Here is a 19,125-nt window from a genome sequence, read left to right as displayed (position 1 = left end):
GACGCTTTAGATTGATTTCAAAAGATTTTTAGTGTTTTAGACAATTTATTTTATAAAATTTTTTAGTGATAAAAATCAAACCAAAAATACTTTTTCTTATTATATAGCTTGAGGAAATGTTTTAAGAAAAACGTTGATTTTTGATAGATTTTACACTGGGAGCTCTTGTGGCGATGTCGGAACAACAGTCAGATTCATTATCATCGACTACAACTGAGAAGGAAGGCCTTCCTTCTGCAGTTACAAGTGAAGCTTCTGCTTCTCCGTCATCAGCGAAGGAGGAAAAGCAAGAGAGCCCTTATGTACTGCCGTCTCAAACGCCAGCCATAGAAGGCAAAATGGGCATTCGTTTTGATTTTAACGATGGCGCGCGCGTGATGGTCCCCCCTCTGGCTGACAAAGATCAGCAGTGGCACGTAAGATTATCAGATTATTCTATGGGTAATATTTTATTTGACGCCCATATTCCTCAAGGAATGGCTTCTTCTACAAAAAAGTTCTTTGTTCCGTTTGAGTTAGAAGTCTGGCTGCAGAAGAAAGATGGAACTGAAGAAAAGATTCTCGATCATAAATTATCATTAAAAGGGCAACGAGTTCTCGTTCAGTTACCTGTTGGTACGCTTGGAGATACTCTTGCTTGGTTGCCGCCGGTAATTCGCTTTGCAAAAGAAAACGAAGCACATGTCACGTGTACAATAGCAGACGTTATTTTGCCGTTGGTTGAAAAGGCAAACCCTGAGATTAAGTTTGTAGGCAAGGATAAAGCGGCCAAGATAAAAGGGTTCGCTGATGATTTCTATGCGACTTATAAGTTAGGTCTTTTCTTCCAAGATAAAGAATTTACCTATCAGCCAACTGATTTTAGGCATGTTGGCTTGCATAGAACCGCAGCATATATTTTAGGTATTAATCCTTGGGATGATTCGCCTCCCGCATTAGATATTCCAGATGGAGATACTCCACCCATTAAAGAGCCTTATGTCGTGATAGCGACTCAGGCGAGTACTCAGTGTAAATATTGGAATAATCCGGCGGGTTGGCATGAAGTTGTTGATTATCTCAAGCGCTCGGGTTTTCGCGTCGTTTGTATCGACCAAAAAATGTTTCATGGAACCGGATATGTTTACAATCATATCCCTTTTGGCGTTGAGGATGAAACGGGTAACCGCTCATTAGGAGAGCGTGCACGTTGGTTGAAACATGCCAGCTTCTTTGTTGGTCTCTCTAGTGGACTATCATGGTTAGCGCATGCTGCCGGTACGCCTGTTGTGATGATTTCCGGTTTTACACATCCTAATAATGAGTTTTTCACGCCGTATCGTGTTATCAACTGGCATACATGTAATTCATGCTGGAATGATCCTGCTCACCAGTTTGACCATAGTGACTTTTTGTGGTGCCCCAGACATAAAGGTACGGACCGTCAGTTTGAATGCACGCGTTTGATTACAGGGAAAAGCGTGATAAATATTATTGAAAAATTGATGAAAGATAAGAAACTTATTTCGAAAAATGGTAAGATAGAAAAACAAGTTTAGAAATTAAAGAGTTTTCAAGAACTGAAGGGAGGGCCTTTTGAGGAAAAGGCTCTTCGTTCGTTTTGAGAAAACTCTTTTAGGTTAATGCTGGATCTTTGCTTTTATGTCTGACACTGCTCTTCTTCCTATTCGTATTGTTGCGCTTTATCATTTTACACCATTTGAAGACATTGCGAGTTTACGGGCGCCTTTGCAAAAATTATGTGATCGTGAAGACATAAAAGGAATTCTGCTTTTAGCTCCAGAAGGAATTAACGGTACGATTGCGGGTTCGGACGAGGGAATGGAACGTGTTCTTGAACATATCCGTACTCTACCGGGATGTGAAAACTTTGAGTATAAAGAAGCGCGCGCACCAGAAGTGCCATTTCGGCGGATGAAAGTGCGTCTGAAGCGTGAAATTGTTACGATGGGGCAGCCTAATATTGATCCACGGAAAAATGTGGGTCAGTACGTAGATCCTAAGGATTGGAATGCGTTAATTTCAGATCCAGAAACGATCGTTATTGATACACGCAATGATTATGAAGTCGCTATTGGGACTTTTAAACGAGCGGAAGATCCTAAGACACGTTCGTTTGGGGAGTTTCCGGAGTGGTTTCGTAAGCGCCGCAAAGAGATCGAAGCGCAAGGTAAGACACCTAAAATTGCAATGTTTTGCACGGGTGGGATCCGGTGTGAGAAATCAACCGCATTTGCAAAATCTGAGGGTGTAGAAGAAGTTTATCACCTTAAAGGTGGGATTCTAAAATATTTGGAAACGATTCCTGAAGAAGAAAGTCTTTGGGAAGGTGAGTGCTTTGTTTTTGACCAGCGTGTTTCCGTAAAACATGGTCTGGAAATTGGTAAATATGACGTCTGCCATGCATGCCGCAGGCCGATTAGTGAGAAGGACAAAGCATCTTCTTTATTTGTTCAGGGCGTATCTTGCCCGCATTGTCATAATGAAAGAACAGAGAAGCAAAGAAGCCGCTATGAGCAGCGGGAGCGTCAGGAGGCTCTTGCGGCAGAAAGAGGCGTTCCTCACTTAGGTGAGCGTCAAAAATAAAGCATAAAAAACCCGCTAGCTAAACTAGCGGGTTCAGTAAAGAAGAGAACGATATTCGTTTAGGCGTGTGCGTGTTTTTTGCCATGATGGTGGTGATCGTGTTCAAAATCGATAACCATACGGCCCTCAATTTTGCCTTCTTCCATTTCCGTAAAAATATCATTCACATCTTTGATAGAGCGTAGAGTGACTTTAGGAACAACGGTTCCATCGGCTGCAAAGGCAAAGGCTTCCGCTAAGTCTTCTCGTGTGCCAACTAAAGAGCCAACCACTTCAATGCCATTAAAGACAAGGTGTGGAATATCAAGGCGCATAGCCCCTGGAGGAAGGCTAATCGCAACAACACGTCCCCCCGCACGAACCGAGTTGACGGCGGCTTCAAAAGCAACACTGGCCACGGCTGTTACAATAGCGGCGTGTGCCCCTCCTGTTTTATTCTGAATAATTTTTGCGGCATCCTCATTTTTGGAGTTGATGATGATGTCGGCCCCCACTTTTTGAGCAAAAGCGAGTTTTTCGTCAGAAATATCAACAGCGACAACCTTAGCGTTGAAGACTTTTTTAGCATATTGAACAGCTAAATTACCAAGCCCACCTAAGCCATAAACAGCAATCCATTGGCCGGGCTTTACCCCAGAAACTTTAACAGCTTTATAGGTCGTTACCCCAGCACACGTTACACTGCTGGCTTCAGGAGAGGCCAACCCGTCTGGAACTTTCACGGCATAGTTTGCTGGAACGATGCACTCTTCAGCCATGCCACCGTCAACCGTATAACCTGCATTTTTTACGTCACGGCACAAGGTTTCACGGCCGGTGGTGCAATATTCACAACGGCCACATCCTTCGTAAAACCATGCGACACTGGCTCTATCGCCGACTTTAAGCGCCGTTACATCTGGGGCTACAGCTGTAACAACGCCAATGCCTTCATGTCCAAGGGTGACGCCCTTTTTGTCACCGTAGTCTCCATTTTTGACATGCAAATCTGTGTGGCAGACTCCACAGCATGTCATTTTTAATAAAGCTTCACCCGGCTGTAGAGGCCGAATCTGTTTTTCAACAATATCAACTTTTCCTTTTCCATTAGGAACAACAGCTTTCATGGTGGCCTCCATCATAGCGCCAAAAAGATGATAACCTTTAATTCAGGTCGCTTAATGAGGTTGAAAGCTTTTGCGCCGTGAGGGAATGATTTTGGTCAAAAGAGGGTGAGATTATTTCTCCTGTCGTTTTGTTTTTTTTACCTTCAACAAAGGGGCTAAAAAACGCCCTGTATGACTGTTTTTGCTTTGAATAATATCTTCCGGATGGCCTGTCGCCACGACTGTTCCACCGCCATCACCACCTTCTGGGCCGATATCAATAAGCCAGTCGGCTGTTTTGATGACCTCCAAATTATGTTCGATAACGAGGATTGTATTCCCTTGTTCGACAAGAGCATGAAGCACTTCTAATAATTTGCGAACATCTTCCGTATGTAGGCCCGTCGTTGGCTCATCAAGAATGTATAGGGTACGGCCAGTTGCGCGTTTAGCAAGTTCTTTAGAGAGTTTAACGCGTTGAGCCTCCCCGCCAGATAGGGTCGTTGCTTGCTGGCCAAGAGCGACATAGCCAAGGCCGACACGTTGTAAGATGGCTAAGCGATCATGAATTTTAGGAACAGCCTGAAAAAAGGGTAAGGCTTCATCTACGGTCATGGATAAGACATCAGCAATAGATTTTCCACGGAATTTCACGTCCAGAGTTTCACGATTATAGCGCGCTCCTTTACAGGTGTCGCACGTTACAAAAACATCTGGCAAGAAATGCATTTCGATTTTGAGAACCCCATCGCCTTGGCACGCTTCACACCGCCCTCCTTTGACGTTGAAGGAAAAGCGGCCGGGTTTATATCCACGAGCTTTTGATTCAGGGAGTTCAGCAAACCAGTCACGAATGGGTGTGAACAGATCTGTATAAGTAGCGGGGTTGGAGCGTGGTGTACGGCCAATAGGAGATTGGTCGATTTCAATAATTTTATCGAGATGTTCTATGCCTTCAATGCGACCATAAGGAAGCGGAGCTGCGCTGGATTTCATTAATTGGCGCGACAAAGCTTTATATAAGGTATCAATAACCAGAGTAGATTTCCCACCACCAGAAACACCCGTAACGGCTATGAATGTTCCAAGTGGGAAATCAACCGTGATGTCTTTGAGGTTATTGCCTTGTGCATTATGGAGAGTGAGTTTTTTATCGGACTGGCGTCGCTCTTTAGGAACAGGAATGATTTTACGTCCAGATAAATAAGCACCGGTTAAACTTTCAGGGTTTTGGGCAACTTCAGAAGGAGTGCCTGTGGCAATGACGTTTCCTCCCAGCGTGCCTGCACCAGGTCCCATATCAATAAGATAATCGGCAGCACGAATGGCATCTTCATCGTGCTCAACAACAATGACGGTATTTCCGAGGCGTTTCAGGCGTTCTAGCGTGCCAAGCAGGCGTTCATTATCGCGTTGATGTAAGCCAATAGATGGCTCATCTAGGACATAAAGAACGCCGGTTAATCCCGACCCGATTTGCGAAGCAAGGCGGATACGCTGACTTTCCCCTCCTGAAAGTGTTGCGGAGCCGCGGGCTAAGGTCAGATAATCAAGACCGACATCATCAAGGAAATGAAGGCGGTCTATAATCTCACGTAAAATACGTCGTGCAATTTCTGCACGTTGGGGGGAGAGAGTTTCTTCAACACTTGAAAACCATTTTAATGCCTGACGGATCTGCATGTCAGACGCTTGGGCAATGTTGAGATCGTTTACCTTAACACTTAAGGCTTCCGGCTTGAGGCGTGCGCCGTGACAAACATGGCATGGCTTTTCTGATTGATAACGCCCAAGTTCTTCTCGAACCCAAGCACTATCGGTCTGGCTCATACGACGCTGGAGGTTCTTGAGCACACCTTCAAAAGGTTTGGTGATGGTATGAATCTTGCTTCCGTCTTTGTAGGGGATAGCAATAGGTTCTTTTGAACCATAGAGTATCAAACTTTGTGTTTCAGACTTTAAATCTTTCCAAGGGGTATGAAGGGTTTCATCTTGGTGTCGGGCCAATGCCGCCAGTGTTTGTATGTACCAGTCTTTATCTGTATTTCGCCAAGGAGCAACGGCGCCATCAGCAAGAGATAGGCTGTTGTCCGGGATAATGAGATTTTCATCAAAATGAGTTTCTATTCCAAGGCCATCGCAAGTTGGGCATGCGCCCATAGGGGCATTGAAAGAGAAGAGACGAGGCTCAATTTCTTCGATCGTAAAGCCTGAAACTGGGCAGGCAAAGCGAGATGAAAAAACGATGTGTTGGCTGGGGGATGTATCTTCCCCTCGTTTGACTTCTTCTGCATATGCGAGGCCGTCAGAGAGGTTGAGAGCCGTTTCGAAGCTATCGGCTAGGCGTGTTTCTAAGCCTGCTTTAATGACAATCCGGTCGATTACAACTTCAACGTTGTGTCGTGTTTTACGATTTAACTCGGGGGCTTCAGCGATTTCGTAAAGTGTTCCGTCAATTTTGGCGCGTGTGAAGCCTTTGCGTGTAAGTTCAGCCAGTTCCTTTTTGCAGTCACCTTTGCGGTCACGTACGACAGGTGCCAAAAGCATCATGCGTGTCCCTTCAGGAAGGGTCATGAGACGATCAACCATTTGGCTTACGGTCTGCGCTTCAATGGGAAGACCTGTCGCTGGAGAGTATGGAATTCCAGCACGCGCCCATAATAGCCGCATATAATCATGAATTTCGGTGATTGTGCCGACGGTGGATCGAGGGTTTTTGGATGTTGTTTTTTGTTCGATAGAGATCGCTGGGGAGAGGCCTTCTATTGAGTCGACATCAGGCTTTCCCATGAGTTCCAAAAATTGGCGGGCGTATGCTGAAAGGCTTTCAACATAGCGCCTTTGCCCTTCTGCATAGATGGTATCAAAGGCAAGGGATGATTTTCCAGAACCAGAAAGCCCTGTGATAATGGTAAGGGAATCGCGAGGGATGGTGACATCAATATTTTTCAGGTTGTGTGCACGGGCGCCACGGACACGAATGGTATGATTGTCTTGAAAACTCACAAAAACCTCGAAACTTCGCAGAAGGGTGGGTATAACTTTTAATCTCGACTTGATACGTGTTGTCCCTCATTAAGTAGGGAATGAAAACCGTTTAACAAAGAACAAGTTCAAGAAATTGGTAAGGGTAACATGGCTGGTAGTGTGAATAAGGTTATTTTGATTGGGAATTTGGGGCGAGATCCTGAAGTTCGAAATACCCAATCAGGTTCAAAAATAGTTAATTTAACAGTCGCTACGTCTGACACTTGGAATGATCGGCAGTCTGGCGAACGCCGTGAGAGAACAGAATGGCACCGTGTCGTTATTTTTAATGAACGTTTGGGGGATGTCGCAGAACGCTTTTTGCGCAAAGGACGTAAGGTTTATCTGGAAGGGGAATTACGGACGCGTAAATGGACAGATCAGTCTGGACAAGAGCGTTATACGACAGAGGTAACAATTGATCGTTTCCGTGGCGAGTTGGTTTTGTTGGATAGCAACCGTGGGGGAGATGATAATGGAGGTTACGAAAGTAACTCTGGCTCATCATCTTATGGTGGTGGAAGCCGTGGCGGATATAATAATAACGAAGGTGGTGGCTTTGGTGGCGGCCGTAGTTCTTCAAACCAAGGAAGTGGCTCTCGTGGTGGTGGCTGGGATGCACCGCCAGATAATGATTTAGATGATGAAATTCCTTTTTGATTCAATGTATTGAGGCGTTTCACGTGAAACGCCTCAATACATTATGGAAATTATGATTTTAATATTTATTTAGGGACTAATTTTTTCATTCACTAAACATTGATAATGATGTTCTTTTTATTTGCGGTTATTGGCGTATATTAAAGTTCAAGACGAAATAAAGTGTTATCATTGACGCTTAAAAGCTTGGATTTATTAATAAATTTGTATCTTTTAAGAGTCGTTTTTGAACGAGTTACTTTATGACCATATTCGTGGATATCTCACGTGATTTCCTAAGCGCGACTCTTTACCGCTCAAGATTCGAGTGTAAAGGAGGAGGCTGTGGTTTCCGACGATTATTGGGGCATAAAGTCGGAGGTGTGTGACAATGGCGTTAATGACACATCATTTTTCTTCACCTGCGCTTGATACATTAGCGCCCGTGAAGAAAGTCACTCAAGGAGCAGGCCAAGAGGAAGTTACAATAACAATCGAAGATTTGCGACGGGCGGCGTGGGCGGCATCCGTGGGAAGTGCGATTGAGTATTATGACTTTGCTTTATATTCCTTGGCATCAGCGCTTATTTTTGGTCCTTTATTTTTTTCAGGCACATCTCCAACAGTTGGCTTGGTTGCAAGTTTTGCAACGTATTTTATAGGTTTTGCGGTTAGGCCTATTGGTGGGATTATCTTTGGCCGATTGGGAGACCGGTTGGGCCGTAAAACGGTTCTATTGTTAACGATATCGCTTATGGGGCTTGGCAGTGCAGGGATTGGGTTAATTCCAACCTATGCCTCTATCGGGATTGCTGCACCGTTATTGTTGATCGTTTTGCGTATCGTTCAAGGCTTGGGCGCAGGTGCTGAGCAGGCTGGCGCTGCTGTTATGATGACGGAAATGGCGCCGTCTAGCCGACGTGGTTTTTTTGCCTCTCTTCCATTTTTGGGAATTCAGTTAGGAACCATCGTGGCAAGTTCGCTGTATTTTGCCATGTTGGAATGGATTCCTAATGTTGCTCATACGTGGTTATGGCGTTTGCCTTTCCTTGTGAGCATTATACTGCTGGCCATGGCGCTTTATATGCGTTTGCATTTAAAGGAGACGCCTGCATTTAAGAAAGCCCGTGAAGAAGCTGATCATCATGAGCATGAGCCGCTGCGTGATGTTCTGATGTCGTCTCGGCACCCTATTTTTGCAGGAATTGGGCTGCGTATTGCTGAGAATGGAGGTTCTTCCCTCTATCAGGTTCTGGCAATTAGTTATCTGGTTCATACAATCGGCATGTCTCCTCTTTGGGGAACGGCATCTCTCATTTGTGCCGCGTGTGTTGGTGCAATTACTATCCCTGTCGCTGGACGTTTGAGTGATCGTTATGGGCGTGTAAAAGTGTACCGTTCGTTTGCGATTTTACAGGCTCTCACAGCTATTCCTGTTTGGTATATTTTTAGTTATGGGAATATTGTGCTTTCGATGATTTCTCTATCGCTGGCGCTTGGCGTTGCCACGTGGGGAATGTTCGGGACGCAGGCAGCCTTTTTGCCTGAAATGTTTGGATCCAGAAATCGATATACAGCGGTCTCGTTCACACGTGAATTTTCGGCCGTTATTTCTGGTGGCGTGGCTCCAATGATTGGGCAATATATTATTGGTTTATTTGCTTTCTATCATATTGGTCATGCCACTACAGGAATTTATGCATGGATACCCTTAGCTTTATATGTGGTGGGTATTTCCAGTATGGCTGTTTTAGCAACGTTTTATATTCCAGAAACAAAAGGGCGTGATCTTTTATCTCCTAAAGACGCTTTTTAATGAACAATCTTTAAAAGAAATTGTGAAAGGATTTTTATGTCTTCTTTGGTAAAAAATAAATTTGAACAAACTCTTGATCAAAATGAGCAATTGAAAGCGTATGGTGATTTACTTTTAGAGGCAAGGCGAACGAAACGCCCTATTCCAGCACAAGGTTTTCCTTACAAAGTGGACACAGAGGAAATGGCCTGTGCGGTTCAAAACTACGTTGTCGAGGCGTGGGCGAAAACGGCAGGCGGCGTTCGGGCTTGGAAGGTGGGAGCCTCTACACCGCAAGCAGAGCCTTTTGCAGCCCCCATTCATCAAGGAACGTTATTTTCGGGAAATAAAATCAATTTCCCAGAGAATTTTTGCCGATTGTACGGTGTTGAAGCTGAAATTGTGTACACGATTGGCAAAGAACTTCCGTTTAAAAAGCCTGGTCAGGAAGTGTGGTCGCGCGAGGAGGTTCTGAGTACAATCGTGAGTGCACACCCGGCTATTGAAATCTGTGACACGCGGTTTAGTGATTATAATTCACAAGATCCTTTAGTGCATCGGGCTGATCAGGCAAATCATGGCGCCTTGATTTATGGAGAAGCCTATTCAGATTGGCAAAATTTGATCCCTACAGAAGAGTCTGTAAAGGTCATGTTTGATGGGGAAACGGCCGTTGAGCATAAAGGCGGCAATTCTGCCGGAGATCCTCTAAGGATGTTGGTATGGCTTGCTAATCATGCTCAGGAAAGAGGTTTTCCTTTTAAGGTTGGAGATGTTGTAACCACGGGGTCTACGATGGGAACAATCTTTGTTCCAGGAGGGACTTTGGTACGTGTGGAATTTGGTTCTCTCGGTGTTTTGACTGTACAGCTTCCGTAAAAAAGCATTTATTACTTATATAAGTTAGGAAAAAGAACATGAAGCCAGAAATTTTATTACTTGAACCAATGATGTCAGAAATTGAAAAAGAATTATATGATGCTTATGTCGTGCATCCTTATCAGTCAGGTGATGATATAGCAAAATTTGCACCACAAATTCGTGGTATTGCAACAGGTGGTGGTACAGGTGTTCCTCGTGCGATTATGGATCAACTCCCCGCGTTAGAAATTATAGCGGTAAATGGGGTAGGAACAGATGCGATTGATTTGGTTGAAACGCAGCGCCGAAATATTGCTGTTACAACGACTGCTGGCGTTTTAACGGATGATGTTGCTGATCTTGCATTAGCGCTTATCCTTGCTTCTTTGCGTGATATCGTGGCGGGCGATGAGTTTGCTCACAAGAAATTATGGGGGAAAGAAACGCTTCCTTTAAGCCGGAAGATGAGCGGGAAAAAGCTTGGTATCTTTGGTATGGGCAATATTGGCCGTGCTGTGGCTCGTCGGGCGCAGGGATTTGATATGCGCGTTTCTTATAATAGCCGCAAAGATGAAGGCCTTAAGGATGTAACGTATGTTCCATCTTTAACAGAGTTGGCGCGTCAGAGTGATATACTGGTGATTTCTGTTTCCGGTGGTCCAGCTACACGACATCTTGTGAATCAAGAAGTGTTGGAAGCGCTTGGCCCGAAAGGTCTACTCGTTAATATTTCTCGAGGAACTGTAGTTGATGAGGCCGCACTGATTGAGGCTCTTAAAGCCAAAAAATTAGGTTGGGCTGCGCTGGATGTCTTTGAAAACGAACCTCATATTCCAGATGAGTTGTTGGGAATGCAAAATGTATTGGTTCAACCTCATCGGGCAAGCGCAACGATAGAAACGCGCTTACAGATGGGAAAGCTGGTGGTAGATAATCTTGCAGCTCATTTTGCAGGAAAGCCACTCTTGACGCCTGTTCCGGCTAAATAAAATATATTGATGTTATGAAAGGGTTTCGTTTGTGCGGAGCCGGCTTTTTTCAAAAATCACGACGATGTCACTAACGCGTCGTCGTGTTAAAAATATGATTTATTTATTCGTTGTTGTGGGAGGATACCCATTAACGGCGAAGGCCCAATATCGTGGTCCTATTTCAGAATCAGCACCATTATTTTCGTTGGATACACCAACGGCGTATGCCAATACGCCGTTTACACCTCCGGTTGAAAATATGATCCCGGTCTGGGGACGATTGAATAAAAAATTGAATCGTTATGGTGTTGGACTTGTTGTTGATTATACGAGTGAAAGCGCCTTAGCTTTAAATGGCGGCCATAGTGGTGATGCAGGATATGCGCATCAGATTGGCGTTGAGCTTGATTTAGACTGGGAAAAGCTGATTGGCTGGAAAGGCTTTAAAACCCATACAGTTATGGTGAATAGGGCTGGCCATAACCTCGCAACTGATTTTCGTGATTATTCTTTGAATGGGTTTCAGGAAATTTTTGGAGGTGGAGGAAACGTAGGCGTTCATTTGGTTTATGTTTATGGAACGCAAGATTTATATAATAAAAGGATACAAATTTCGGCCGGGAAGATGCCGGTTAATATCGACTTTGCAAATTCACCACTTTTTTGCACATTTATGAATAAATCGAACTGCGGGATACCCAAGTCTCTTACAAAAGGAGCTGCCGGGTATGCAACGTATCCAGGCTCTACTTGGGGAGCGCGTATTCGGTACTGGATGTTGCATGGTTTTTACATGCAGGCAGGTCTGTACGGGGTGAACCCGGGTTTAAATACTAATCGATATGATCGAACAGGGTTTAACATGAGTGTTAATCGGTACACTGGTGTTTATATTCCTTATGAAATTGGGTTTATCCCGTCTTTTGGCCCTCATAAACTCGTAGGACATTATAAATTTGGCGTTGCATATGATTCATCCTCATATCGAGATGTTTATTATGATTCTTACGGCCAGCCTGCGGCGTTAACGGGAGAGCCTTATCGCTGGACGCGTGGAAAAGTTCAGATGTGGCTTGAAGGGGACCAAATGCTGATTCGTAATGGTTGGGGGCCATTACACGGGCTGTATGCTTTAGCAGGTTGGACGCATAATCAGAGTGAAAATGGGCCGTATAGTGAGCAAATTTATGCTGGTATCGTGAATCGAGGGATGTTTAAAAGCCGTCCGAAAGATACATTTGGTATTGAGTGGTCTCGAACCTTTGCAAGTGAAAAGATAAAAGCGACTCAATGGATTCAGCATAATAAAGGGATAGAAAGTCTATCGGGCAACGCAACTTATCCACAAAGCTATGTCATGACATTTGAAGTTACGTATAACATTCATGTGTGGTCAGGAGTGTCGATCCAACCTGATTACCAGCATATTTGGCGCCCCAATTTACAGAAAAATTATAAAGATATTGATGCACTGGGTCTGAAGATTCATACAGTGCTGTGATCGAATGTCTTATTTTTTAGCTGTGAGCTGCAAGGGGAGGTGGGATGCAAATAATTATTAATTGAGAGGCGTATTTTTTTTGTTGACATTAGTTGAGAATGTTTATTAATATAAAAATGAACAAATATATTTTGTTGATAATGCATTTTCTGTGTGCTACTTCTTTAATTGAAAAGAAGGAGAGCACCTATGCCTGTTAAAGATCAAAAAGTTATTGATTTTTTAAACGCACAGCTCACGAATGAGCTGACAGCGATTAATCAGTATTTCTTGCATTCCCGTACACTGCGCCATTGGGGCGTAACGCTGCTTGCGAAGAAAGAATATGAAGAATCTATCGAAGAAATGCGTCATGCTGATTGGCTGATTGAACGTATTTTGTTCTTGGGTGGATTGCCAAATGTACAACGTTTGAACCAAGTTCTTATCGGTCAGAACGTACAGGAAATTCTTGAATGTGACGCTAAGTTAGAAGTTAAAGCGTTGCAGGATTTGCGTGATGGTATTGCATATTGTGAAAGCGTAAGAGATTACGTTTCACGTGATCTTATGTTGAAAATCCTGACTGATGAAGAAGATCATGAAGACTTCATTGATCGTCAGTTGGATCTGATTAAGCTCGTTGGAATTGAGCGTTATATTCAGAAGAACTCTTCGCCAGCGAACGAAGAAGCTTAATGAAGTAAAAAGCCCGGGAAATTCCCGGGCTTTTTTATTGGGGGTATACTCCCAATTGGGCAGGAGAATCTGCTGGAATTGGGCATAGAGTTGAGTTTGTTGAGTTTTGTCTAATTGCTTCTTTGAGAAGGCAGACAATTCCAGAAGTGCAGTTTCCACATTGGACGCGGCATTTACGAGCTGTATAAATTTCCGAAGGGCGTGAAGCCCCACTTTGTATCGCGGCTTTAATATCTTTATCTGACAGAGCGTTACATGAGCAAATTATCATAAACGGGACACCGTTTTCCTAGAGTAGGATCTTGGGTAAAATTAATGCAAATGCGATTTGTTCGCAATTAAAAAAATAACATTATGATTTTATTGAGTTGTTAGGCGCCTTAATGAAGAGCGAATCGAGAATTATTCAGGCAGCGTAAGCCTGAATAAAGAATGTCTTTGCTATAAAATTTCCTGCGGGAATATGTCCTCTCTCCATCAAAGTTAATTTAAAAATTGAATTTAGAACAAGAAATTTGTTTCGATATGATATAGAATATTTTTATGACTACTTCATCGCGTTCTTCTTTTTGGGTTGCTTCCCGTGCCGGAGCAACATTAACAATTGATCTACCGGCCCTTGCGGATAATTATCGCTTCCTGAAAAAGAAAGTGGGTAATACAATCTGTGCGGCAGTGGTTAAAGCAGATGCCTATGGCTTAGGGGTGGAGCAAGTTGCTCCTGTGTTGGAGGCAGCAGGGGTAGAAGAGTTTTTTGTCGCTCATGTTGATGAAGGGATACGGCTGAAAAGCATTGTATCTTCAAATGCAAAAATAACAGTTTTGCATGGTTTTCGTCCCGATTCTGTCGAAGAATGTATTGCTTACGGGTTAAGGCCCGTCCTTAATAATTTAGAGCAAATTCAACTTTGGAAAAAAGCGGCAACCCGTCAAGAACGGATGTTGGATGCTGTTTTACAGGTTGATAGTGGCATGTCCCGCTTTGGTTTATCTCAAAAGGATGTCGAATACCTTGCGGAGCATCCAGAGGCATTCACTGGGGTTAAAACATCTTTAATTATGAGTCATTTGGCTTGCGCGGATGATCCCAGCAGTGCTGAAAATAAGCACCAGTTAAAGCAATTTAAAGAGCGTTCAGCTCTTTTGCCAAAGGCTCCTCAAAGCTTGGCCGCGTCTTCTGGTATTTTTTTAGGACCTGATTATTATTTAGATCTTGTACGCCCTGGAGCGGCCTTATACGGGCTTGCTCCTAATAATGTTTCGTCTAACCCAATGAAGCCCGTTATTCGTCTTCAGGGACGTGTGGTGCAAATTCGGGACGTTCAGCCCGGGGATGGAGTAGGGTATGGCATGTCTTACCGTCCTGACCGGCCAAGAAAAATAGCGATTGTTGCTGTTGGGTATGCAGATGGTTTTGCACGGCATAATGCGGGGAAGGGCTGTGCTTGGTTTGAGAATATAAAACTTCCCATTGTTGGTCGGATATCGATGGATTCTCTGGCTGTAGATGTCAGTGAATTGCCAGAAAGTTCTCTTAATCTTGACATGATGCTCGACTTAATTGGTCCTCATCGTAGTGTGGATGATGTTGCAGATGCAGCGGGAACAATTGGGTATGAGATTTTGACGTCTTTGGGCCATCGATATGAAAGAAACTATATTACGTTCAAAAAAGGTTAAATTTTCAATATCTTACAATGATTGACTCTGTGCTAGTGAAGACCCAAATACTAAAACAACCTATCAATATAGATAGTTTTTAACTATTTTAACGTAGAATTTGGAAAAGCTATGTATCTTCGCCGGGACCGTGTGTTTACTGCTGTCGCCATTGTGTTGGACGTTGCATTTCATGCAGGTCGATCAGGCGTTGTAAGTGGTGCGGACATTGCCAAGCGTGGGAATATGCTGCGTCGGGGGATAGAGCCCGTTTTACAAGCATTATCGCGTGAAGGATTGTTGGATAGCGTGAGGGGGCCAAAAGGCGGGTACCGTTTAGGCCGTCCCCCACGAATGATCACTGTTCACGATATTGTGCAAGCGGTTACAGAAGATCGTGGTACGAATGAAGATCAACCTAACCCGTTGACTGAAAAAGTTTTGGAGCCTTTCTGGAAGGAAACAGATCAAGGTTTGGCCGAGAAAATGCAGGAAATCTCTATAGAAAATCTTCTGCGCTCGGCTGAAGAGGCAGGAATGTCACGCCCTAGCCGCTCCCCGATTTCCTTTTCTATATAAAACGAATAAAAATTGTATAATTAAAAATCATCCGATCTCTAGAATGATTTATATAAATCCACCATAATGGATCACTATAAAGGTCTGTAAGGGTGATTTGTCTTATTGGGGATAATGGCCTAAGCGACCATAGATAGTTTTCTCAGTCGCGGGTTCTCAGTTGACGCGTGGCGGTATCCTAAGGAGGAGAGACGTGAAGCGTCCTGTTCGTGTTTCTGAGAATGAGAAGCTGGTATTAACGGCAAACGGCTTGATAGATGGTCGGATTGTTTGGCGTGATGCGCAAGGGAAATGGCAGCATCATTTTCGTAAAGCTGCGTTGTATGATGTTGATGCGGCTCAAAGTGAATTAGAAAAAGCCCAAAAGACGGCTCAGGCCGATGGTGTTGTGTCGATTTATGAAGTGGCGGTCAAAGATGAGACCCCTATTGAGCCTGTAAGTGTGCGGGAACGCATTCGTGCTTATGGGCCAAGTGTACATCCAGAATTTGCTGTGGAGAATGAGCTGTGAACGCTCCTGTTGGTCATTATCAGTATGATCAGGTTGATCGCTCTTTTTTAGATGCGCGTATTGAAGAATTTTCCGAGCAGGTTCAGCGTCGTCTTGATGGGACGCTGACGGAAGATGAATTTAAGCCTTTGCGATTAATGAATGGGTTATACCTTCAGTTGCATGCCTATATGCTGCGGGTGGCCATTCCGTATGGTATTTTAGACAGTCGACAGATGCGGATGTTGGCGCATATTGCCCGGCGCTATGACCGTGATTATGGGCATTTTACGACACGGCAGAATATTCAGTTCAATTGGATTAAGCTTGAAGATACGCCAGCGATTTTAAAAGAGCTGGCTAGCGTTGATATGCACGCCATTCAGACAAGTGGAAATTGTATTCGTAACGTGACAGCCGATGAGTTTTCTGGGGCGGCTGCGGATGAACTGATGGACCCGCGCGTGCATGCAGAAGTTTTGCGGCAGTGGTCTACCTTGCATCCAGAATTTACGTTTTTGCCTCGTAAGTTTAAAATTGCCATTTCAGGTAGTCCTCATGACCGCGTGGCGGCACGGTTTCATGATATTGGTATTTTGGCGCGGATGGGGGAAAATAATCGCCCTGTTTTCCGTATTTTTGTGGGTGGTGGATTAGGTCGCACACCTGTTATTGGCCAAGAAATTTTTGATTCAGTTCCAGAAGAGCATTTATTAGCGACGCTTGAAGCGATAATCCGCGTTTATAATACGCATGGCCGTCGGGATAATATTTATAAGGCGCGGATTAAGATTCTGGTTCAGGCCCTTGGTATTGATGCCTATCGAAAAGAGGTGGAAGCTGAGCTGGCGCAGATGGATCTAAACCATTATCGTTTAACGCCGGATATGGTGGATGTGATTAAGGAGCGGTTTGCCCTTCCAAAGTTTGAGACGCTTACGGATGCGGAGAAAGTGCTTCAGGAGCATCAAAAAGCAGATCCTGAGTTTAATTTGTGGGTTAAGAGCAACACGCATCCGCACCGTGCGAAGGGATATATTATTGCGGTTGTGTCGGTAAAACCCCCGGGTGGAATTCCGGGAGATGCGACATCTGAGCAGATGGAAAAGCTTGCCGATTTTGCGGATGACTATTCGTTTGGGGAATTGCGTGTCACGCATCTTCAAAACGTGGTTTTAGGGCATGTTCGCCAAGATAAGCTGTATGAGCTTTGGAAGAAGCTTAAAGAAGTAAACTTGGCGTCTGCGAATTTTGGCTTGATTGGAGATATCGTCGCATGCCCGGGGCTGGATTACTGCTCTTTGGCGAATGCGCGTTCTATTCCGATTGCCCAAAAGCTTAGTGCACGTTTTGCAGATACTGAGTTACAAGCGCAGATTGGTGAACTTCGAGTCAATATATCCGGCTGTATTAATGCGTGTGGGCATCACCATGCAGGGCATATTGGTTTGCTGGGTGTTGATAAGCGCGGGGAAGAGTTCTTCCAGATTACGCTGGGCGGACGTGCAGAGGAAAACGCTGCGATTGGTAAGATCCTCGGTCCTGCGTTGGCGGAGGATGATATGGTGGATGCGATTGCGCGTATCGTGGATTGTTATTTAGCGCAGCGTAAGCAGGGGGAAACGTTCTTGCAAACGCTTGATCGTCTAGGGGATACTCCATTTAAGGAGGCTGCATATGAAACTGTTTGATTTGGGCGAGCGCTCTGCCAAATTTCATGAAACGTTGGTTTCTTTGCAAGAGCTTGCGGAGAATGGGGAAGCGCGTGCAGTTCTTTTAGAGAACACAGACGATGTGGCTGATTTGAAGCCCTATTTGAATCGGCTTGAGTTGGTTGTGGTGCAGTTCCCAATTTTTCGGGATGGGCGGGCTTTTACGCAGGCTCGGGAATTGCGGGAATATCATCATTACACTGGAGAAATTCGCGCAGAGGGGCATATTTTGCCAGATCAGGCGGATTTTTTTAAACGCTGTGGTGTGGATAGCGTCGTTCTTCCTGAAGGGAGCGATCCTGAGCTTTGGAAAAAACAAATAGAGCGTTATGCCATGGCTTATCAGCGCTCGGTTTTGCCGGAGCCGTTTTTGGGACGGAGTATGCGGGTTAAGCAGGAAGATTAATTCCTGCCGAACCAGCCTTTTCTCCAAAACCAGATAAGCGGCAAAATGATGGAGAGTGCCATAAGGATGAGGCAATAAGGATATCCGTAGCGCCAGGAAAGCTCCGGAATATCATGAAAATTCATGCCATAAATGCCAGCAATGAGTGTTGGCATGATTCCTATGCAGCTGGCGACAGTCAGGATTTTCATACCATCATTTTGTTCAATGCTGATGAAGCCGAGTGTGGCATCCAGTAAGAACTGAACTTTGCTGACGGTTTGTGCATCGAAATCATTAAGTGAGGCAATGTCACGTGCTGCTATTTGCAGACGTAGGGCATAATGTTCTGTCGGGTTGCCGTGAAAAGGAGAGGCTGCGGCGGTTTCAGAGGAAGAAGTCTGATTGGGTTGAGCCGCAGGTATGAGATAATTATCAAGGTAAATACGAATACGGTCGATCCCAAGAAGACTATCGCGAACGAGAGAAGCAAGATCAGCGGCATTGCCAAGCCGCCTTAAAGTTTCTCGGAGCATACTGCCGGTATGAGCACGGTTTTTGCTGTACTCTGTTTTAAAGACCCTTCGTGAAATTGTATCCAGTGAACGGCCAAGGGCCTCCAGTGTATCTGCGAGACGATTGATAATTTCTTCAATCAGTTCAATGAGGATTTCAGAAGCCGGTGGTACCTCTTGATTTATAGGGCAATCCGTTAAGCGGCGACCAATTGCATCAAAAGAAGGATAGTCCTGATAGCGAATGGTGATGATTTTGGTTTTGGTAAAAACTAACCCCACGGGTTTTGCCGAGGCCCCTTCGTCATTACGAGTCACCAAAGGGGTTGAAAGATAGAGGCTTCCATTGCGTTCGTAATGGCGTGAAGAGCTTTCGATCTCTTCAAGTTCTTCTCGTTTGGGGATGTAGATATTGAGAAGACGTTCGGCGAGGGTGATTTCATCATTCGTGGGATTGATGAGGTCAAACCAAGGAATATTAGAAATATCGGTTGTTGCGCTGAGCTCAAAGGCAGGAATATGGGCAGGCCGGGCAAGTAGCATCAGCGATGAGGCTCCAATTCATTTAAAAATAGCATTCTATGTTATGTTTTCACTTTTTGCGATATGTACTGTCTTTCATTCGATGGATAGACGCGCAGG

At 44.5% G+C, this 19,125-nt stretch carries 17 protein-coding genes; 13 read left to right on the top strand and 4 right to left on the bottom strand.

Going from position 1 to position 19,125, the window contains the following annotated elements; translation table 11 throughout:
- Nucleotides 1-173 precede the first annotated feature (173 nt).
- The gene (locus tag E3D00_RS03960; RefSeq protein ID WP_141460148.1) at nucleotides 174-1,538 is read left to right on the top strand and encodes an autotransporter strand-loop-strand O-heptosyltransferase; all 1,365 of its coding nucleotides are present in this window, start codon (nucleotides 174-176) and stop codon (nucleotides 1,536-1,538) included.
- A 103-nt stretch (nucleotides 1,539-1,641) separates the two neighbouring features.
- Nucleotides 1,642-2,586, top strand: coding sequence for an oxygen-dependent tRNA uridine(34) hydroxylase TrhO (gene trhO / locus E3D00_RS03955; protein ID WP_181441992.1), 945 nt, complete (start codon nucleotides 1,642-1,644; stop codon nucleotides 2,584-2,586).
- A gap of 59 nt (nucleotides 2,587-2,645) precedes the next feature.
- Here the strand turns inward: trhO and adhP are convergent, their stop codons facing one another.
- Together adhP and uvrA are read right to left on the bottom strand one after the other, a co-directional pair.
- Complete coding sequence (gene adhP / locus E3D00_RS03950) at nucleotides 2,646-3,692, bottom strand: alcohol dehydrogenase AdhP (protein ID WP_141460144.1); 1,047 nt, start codon at nucleotides 3,690-3,692, stop codon at nucleotides 2,646-2,648.
- 111 nt (nucleotides 3,693-3,803) lie between these two features.
- On the bottom strand, nucleotides 3,804-6,677 hold the full coding sequence (uvrA, locus tag E3D00_RS03945; RefSeq protein WP_141460143.1) for an excinuclease ABC subunit UvrA: 2,874 nt from the start codon (nucleotides 6,675-6,677) through the stop codon (nucleotides 3,804-3,806).
- Nucleotides 6,678-6,806: 129 nt separating this feature from the next.
- Between uvrA and ssb the strand changes: the two genes are divergently transcribed.
- From ssb to bfr, 6 genes are all read left to right on the top strand, one after another.
- Nucleotides 6,807-7,358, top strand: coding sequence for a single-stranded DNA-binding protein (ssb, locus tag E3D00_RS03940; protein ID WP_141460141.1), 552 nt, complete (start codon nucleotides 6,807-6,809; stop codon nucleotides 7,356-7,358).
- A gap of 370 nt (nucleotides 7,359-7,728) precedes the next feature.
- Nucleotides 7,729-9,153: an MFS transporter gene (locus tag E3D00_RS03935; protein WP_246091492.1), complete on the top strand. Its 1,425-nt coding sequence runs from the start codon at nucleotides 7,729-7,731 to the stop codon at nucleotides 9,151-9,153.
- Between the two features lie 36 nt (nucleotides 9,154-9,189).
- Nucleotides 9,190-10,011 carry a 2-keto-4-pentenoate hydratase gene (locus E3D00_RS03930; RefSeq protein ID WP_141460139.1) on the top strand — a complete coding sequence of 274 codons (822 nt, stop codon included), beginning with the start codon at nucleotides 9,190-9,192 and terminating at the stop codon, nucleotides 10,009-10,011.
- A gap of 38 nt (nucleotides 10,012-10,049) precedes the next feature.
- On the top strand, nucleotides 10,050-10,982 hold the full coding sequence (locus tag E3D00_RS03925; RefSeq protein ID WP_141460137.1) for a 2-hydroxyacid dehydrogenase: 933 nt from the start codon (nucleotides 10,050-10,052) through the stop codon (nucleotides 10,980-10,982).
- 64 nt (nucleotides 10,983-11,046) lie between these two features.
- Entirely contained in the window at nucleotides 11,047-12,465 is a 1,419-nt protein-coding gene (locus E3D00_RS03920; protein WP_246091491.1) for a carbohydrate porin, read from the top strand.
- Nucleotides 12,466-12,654: 189 nt separating this feature from the next.
- On the top strand, nucleotides 12,655-13,143 hold the full coding sequence (gene bfr / locus E3D00_RS03915; protein ID WP_141460135.1) for a bacterioferritin: 489 nt from the start codon (nucleotides 12,655-12,657) through the stop codon (nucleotides 13,141-13,143).
- A 34-nt stretch (nucleotides 13,144-13,177) separates the two neighbouring features.
- Here bfr and E3D00_RS03910 read toward each other — a convergent pair whose 3' ends face one another.
- Nucleotides 13,178-13,414: a (2Fe-2S)-binding protein gene (locus E3D00_RS03910; RefSeq protein ID WP_141460132.1), complete on the bottom strand. Its 237-nt coding sequence runs from the start codon at nucleotides 13,412-13,414 to the stop codon at nucleotides 13,178-13,180.
- Between the two features lie 272 nt (nucleotides 13,415-13,686).
- On the opposite strand from E3D00_RS03910, the gene alr reads away from it, so the two are divergent.
- The 5 genes from alr (at nucleotide 13,687) to E3D00_RS03885 (ending at nucleotide 17,989) form a co-directional block, all read left to right on the top strand.
- Complete coding sequence (gene alr / locus E3D00_RS03905) at nucleotides 13,687-14,823, top strand: alanine racemase (protein WP_141460129.1); 1,137 nt, start codon at nucleotides 13,687-13,689, stop codon at nucleotides 14,821-14,823.
- Nucleotides 14,824-14,934: 111 nt separating this feature from the next.
- Nucleotides 14,935-15,381: an RrF2 family transcriptional regulator gene (locus E3D00_RS03900; protein ID WP_141460127.1), complete on the top strand. Its 447-nt coding sequence runs from the start codon at nucleotides 14,935-14,937 to the stop codon at nucleotides 15,379-15,381.
- Between the two features lie 193 nt (nucleotides 15,382-15,574).
- A complete protein-coding gene (locus tag E3D00_RS03895) occupies nucleotides 15,575-15,892 on the top strand; it encodes a DUF2849 domain-containing protein (RefSeq protein WP_141460125.1) in 318 nt (105 codons plus the stop codon).
- Nucleotides 15,889-17,562: a nitrite/sulfite reductase gene (locus E3D00_RS03890; protein ID WP_141460123.1), complete on the top strand. Its 1,674-nt coding sequence runs from the start codon at nucleotides 15,889-15,891 to the stop codon at nucleotides 17,560-17,562. Before E3D00_RS03895 ends, E3D00_RS03890 begins: the two co-directional genes overlap by 4 nt.
- Nucleotides 17,549-17,989 (top strand): DUF934 domain-containing protein, encoded by a 441-nt coding sequence (locus tag E3D00_RS03885; protein WP_141460121.1) that lies wholly within the window; start codon nucleotides 17,549-17,551, stop codon nucleotides 17,987-17,989. The genes E3D00_RS03890 and E3D00_RS03885 overlap by 14 nt, the downstream gene beginning before the upstream one ends.
- Here the strand turns inward: E3D00_RS03885 and E3D00_RS03880 are convergent.
- A complete protein-coding gene (locus E3D00_RS03880; RefSeq protein WP_141460118.1) occupies nucleotides 17,986-19,026 on the bottom strand; it encodes a CorA family divalent cation transporter in 1,041 nt (346 codons plus the stop codon). The genes E3D00_RS03885 and E3D00_RS03880 overlap by 4 nt on opposite strands.
- Nucleotides 19,027-19,125 lie beyond the last annotated feature (99 nt).

It is taken from the genome of Swingsia samuiensis, from assembly GCF_006542355.1.
GTDB lineage: Bacteria > Pseudomonadota > Alphaproteobacteria > Acetobacterales > Acetobacteraceae > Gluconobacter > Gluconobacter samuiensis.
This window is presented reverse-complemented; position numbering and strand designations above follow the sequence as displayed.

Excerpts from the sequence above, each read along its gene's own strand:
- trhO (WP_181441992.1), top strand. The coding sequence starts at position 1,642 with ATGTCTGACACTGCTCTTCTTCCTATTCGTATTGTTGCGCTTTATCAT.
- E3D00_RS03885 (WP_141460121.1), top strand. The coding sequence starts at position 17,549 with ATGAAACTGTTTGATTTGGGCGAGCGCTCTGCCAAATTTCATGAAACG.
- E3D00_RS03960 (WP_141460148.1), top strand. The coding sequence starts at position 174 with ATGTCGGAACAACAGTCAGATTCATTATCATCGACTACAACTGAGAAG.
- E3D00_RS03900 (WP_141460127.1), top strand. The coding sequence starts at position 14,935 with ATGTATCTTCGCCGGGACCGTGTGTTTACTGCTGTCGCCATTGTGTTG.
- E3D00_RS03910 (WP_141460132.1), bottom strand. The coding sequence starts at position 13,414 with ATGATAATTTGCTCATGTAACGCTCTGTCAGATAAAGATATTAAAGCC.
- E3D00_RS03925 (WP_141460137.1), top strand. The coding sequence starts at position 10,050 with ATGAAGCCAGAAATTTTATTACTTGAACCAATGATGTCAGAAATTGAA.
- alr (WP_141460129.1), top strand. The coding sequence starts at position 13,687 with ATGACTACTTCATCGCGTTCTTCTTTTTGGGTTGCTTCCCGTGCCGGA.
- E3D00_RS03930 (WP_141460139.1), top strand. The coding sequence starts at position 9,190 with ATGTCTTCTTTGGTAAAAAATAAATTTGAACAAACTCTTGATCAAAAT.
- adhP (WP_141460144.1), bottom strand. The coding sequence starts at position 3,692 with ATGAAAGCTGTTGTTCCTAATGGAAAAGGAAAAGTTGATATTGTTGAA.
- bfr (WP_141460135.1), top strand. The coding sequence starts at position 12,655 with ATGCCTGTTAAAGATCAAAAAGTTATTGATTTTTTAAACGCACAGCTC.
- E3D00_RS03935 (WP_246091492.1), top strand. The coding sequence starts at position 7,729 with ATGGCGTTAATGACACATCATTTTTCTTCACCTGCGCTTGATACATTA.
- E3D00_RS03920 (WP_246091491.1), top strand. The coding sequence starts at position 11,047 with ATGTCACTAACGCGTCGTCGTGTTAAAAATATGATTTATTTATTCGTT.
- ssb (WP_141460141.1), top strand. The coding sequence starts at position 6,807 with ATGGCTGGTAGTGTGAATAAGGTTATTTTGATTGGGAATTTGGGGCGA.
- E3D00_RS03880 (WP_141460118.1), bottom strand. The coding sequence starts at position 19,026 with ATGCTACTTGCCCGGCCTGCCCATATTCCTGCCTTTGAGCTCAGCGCA.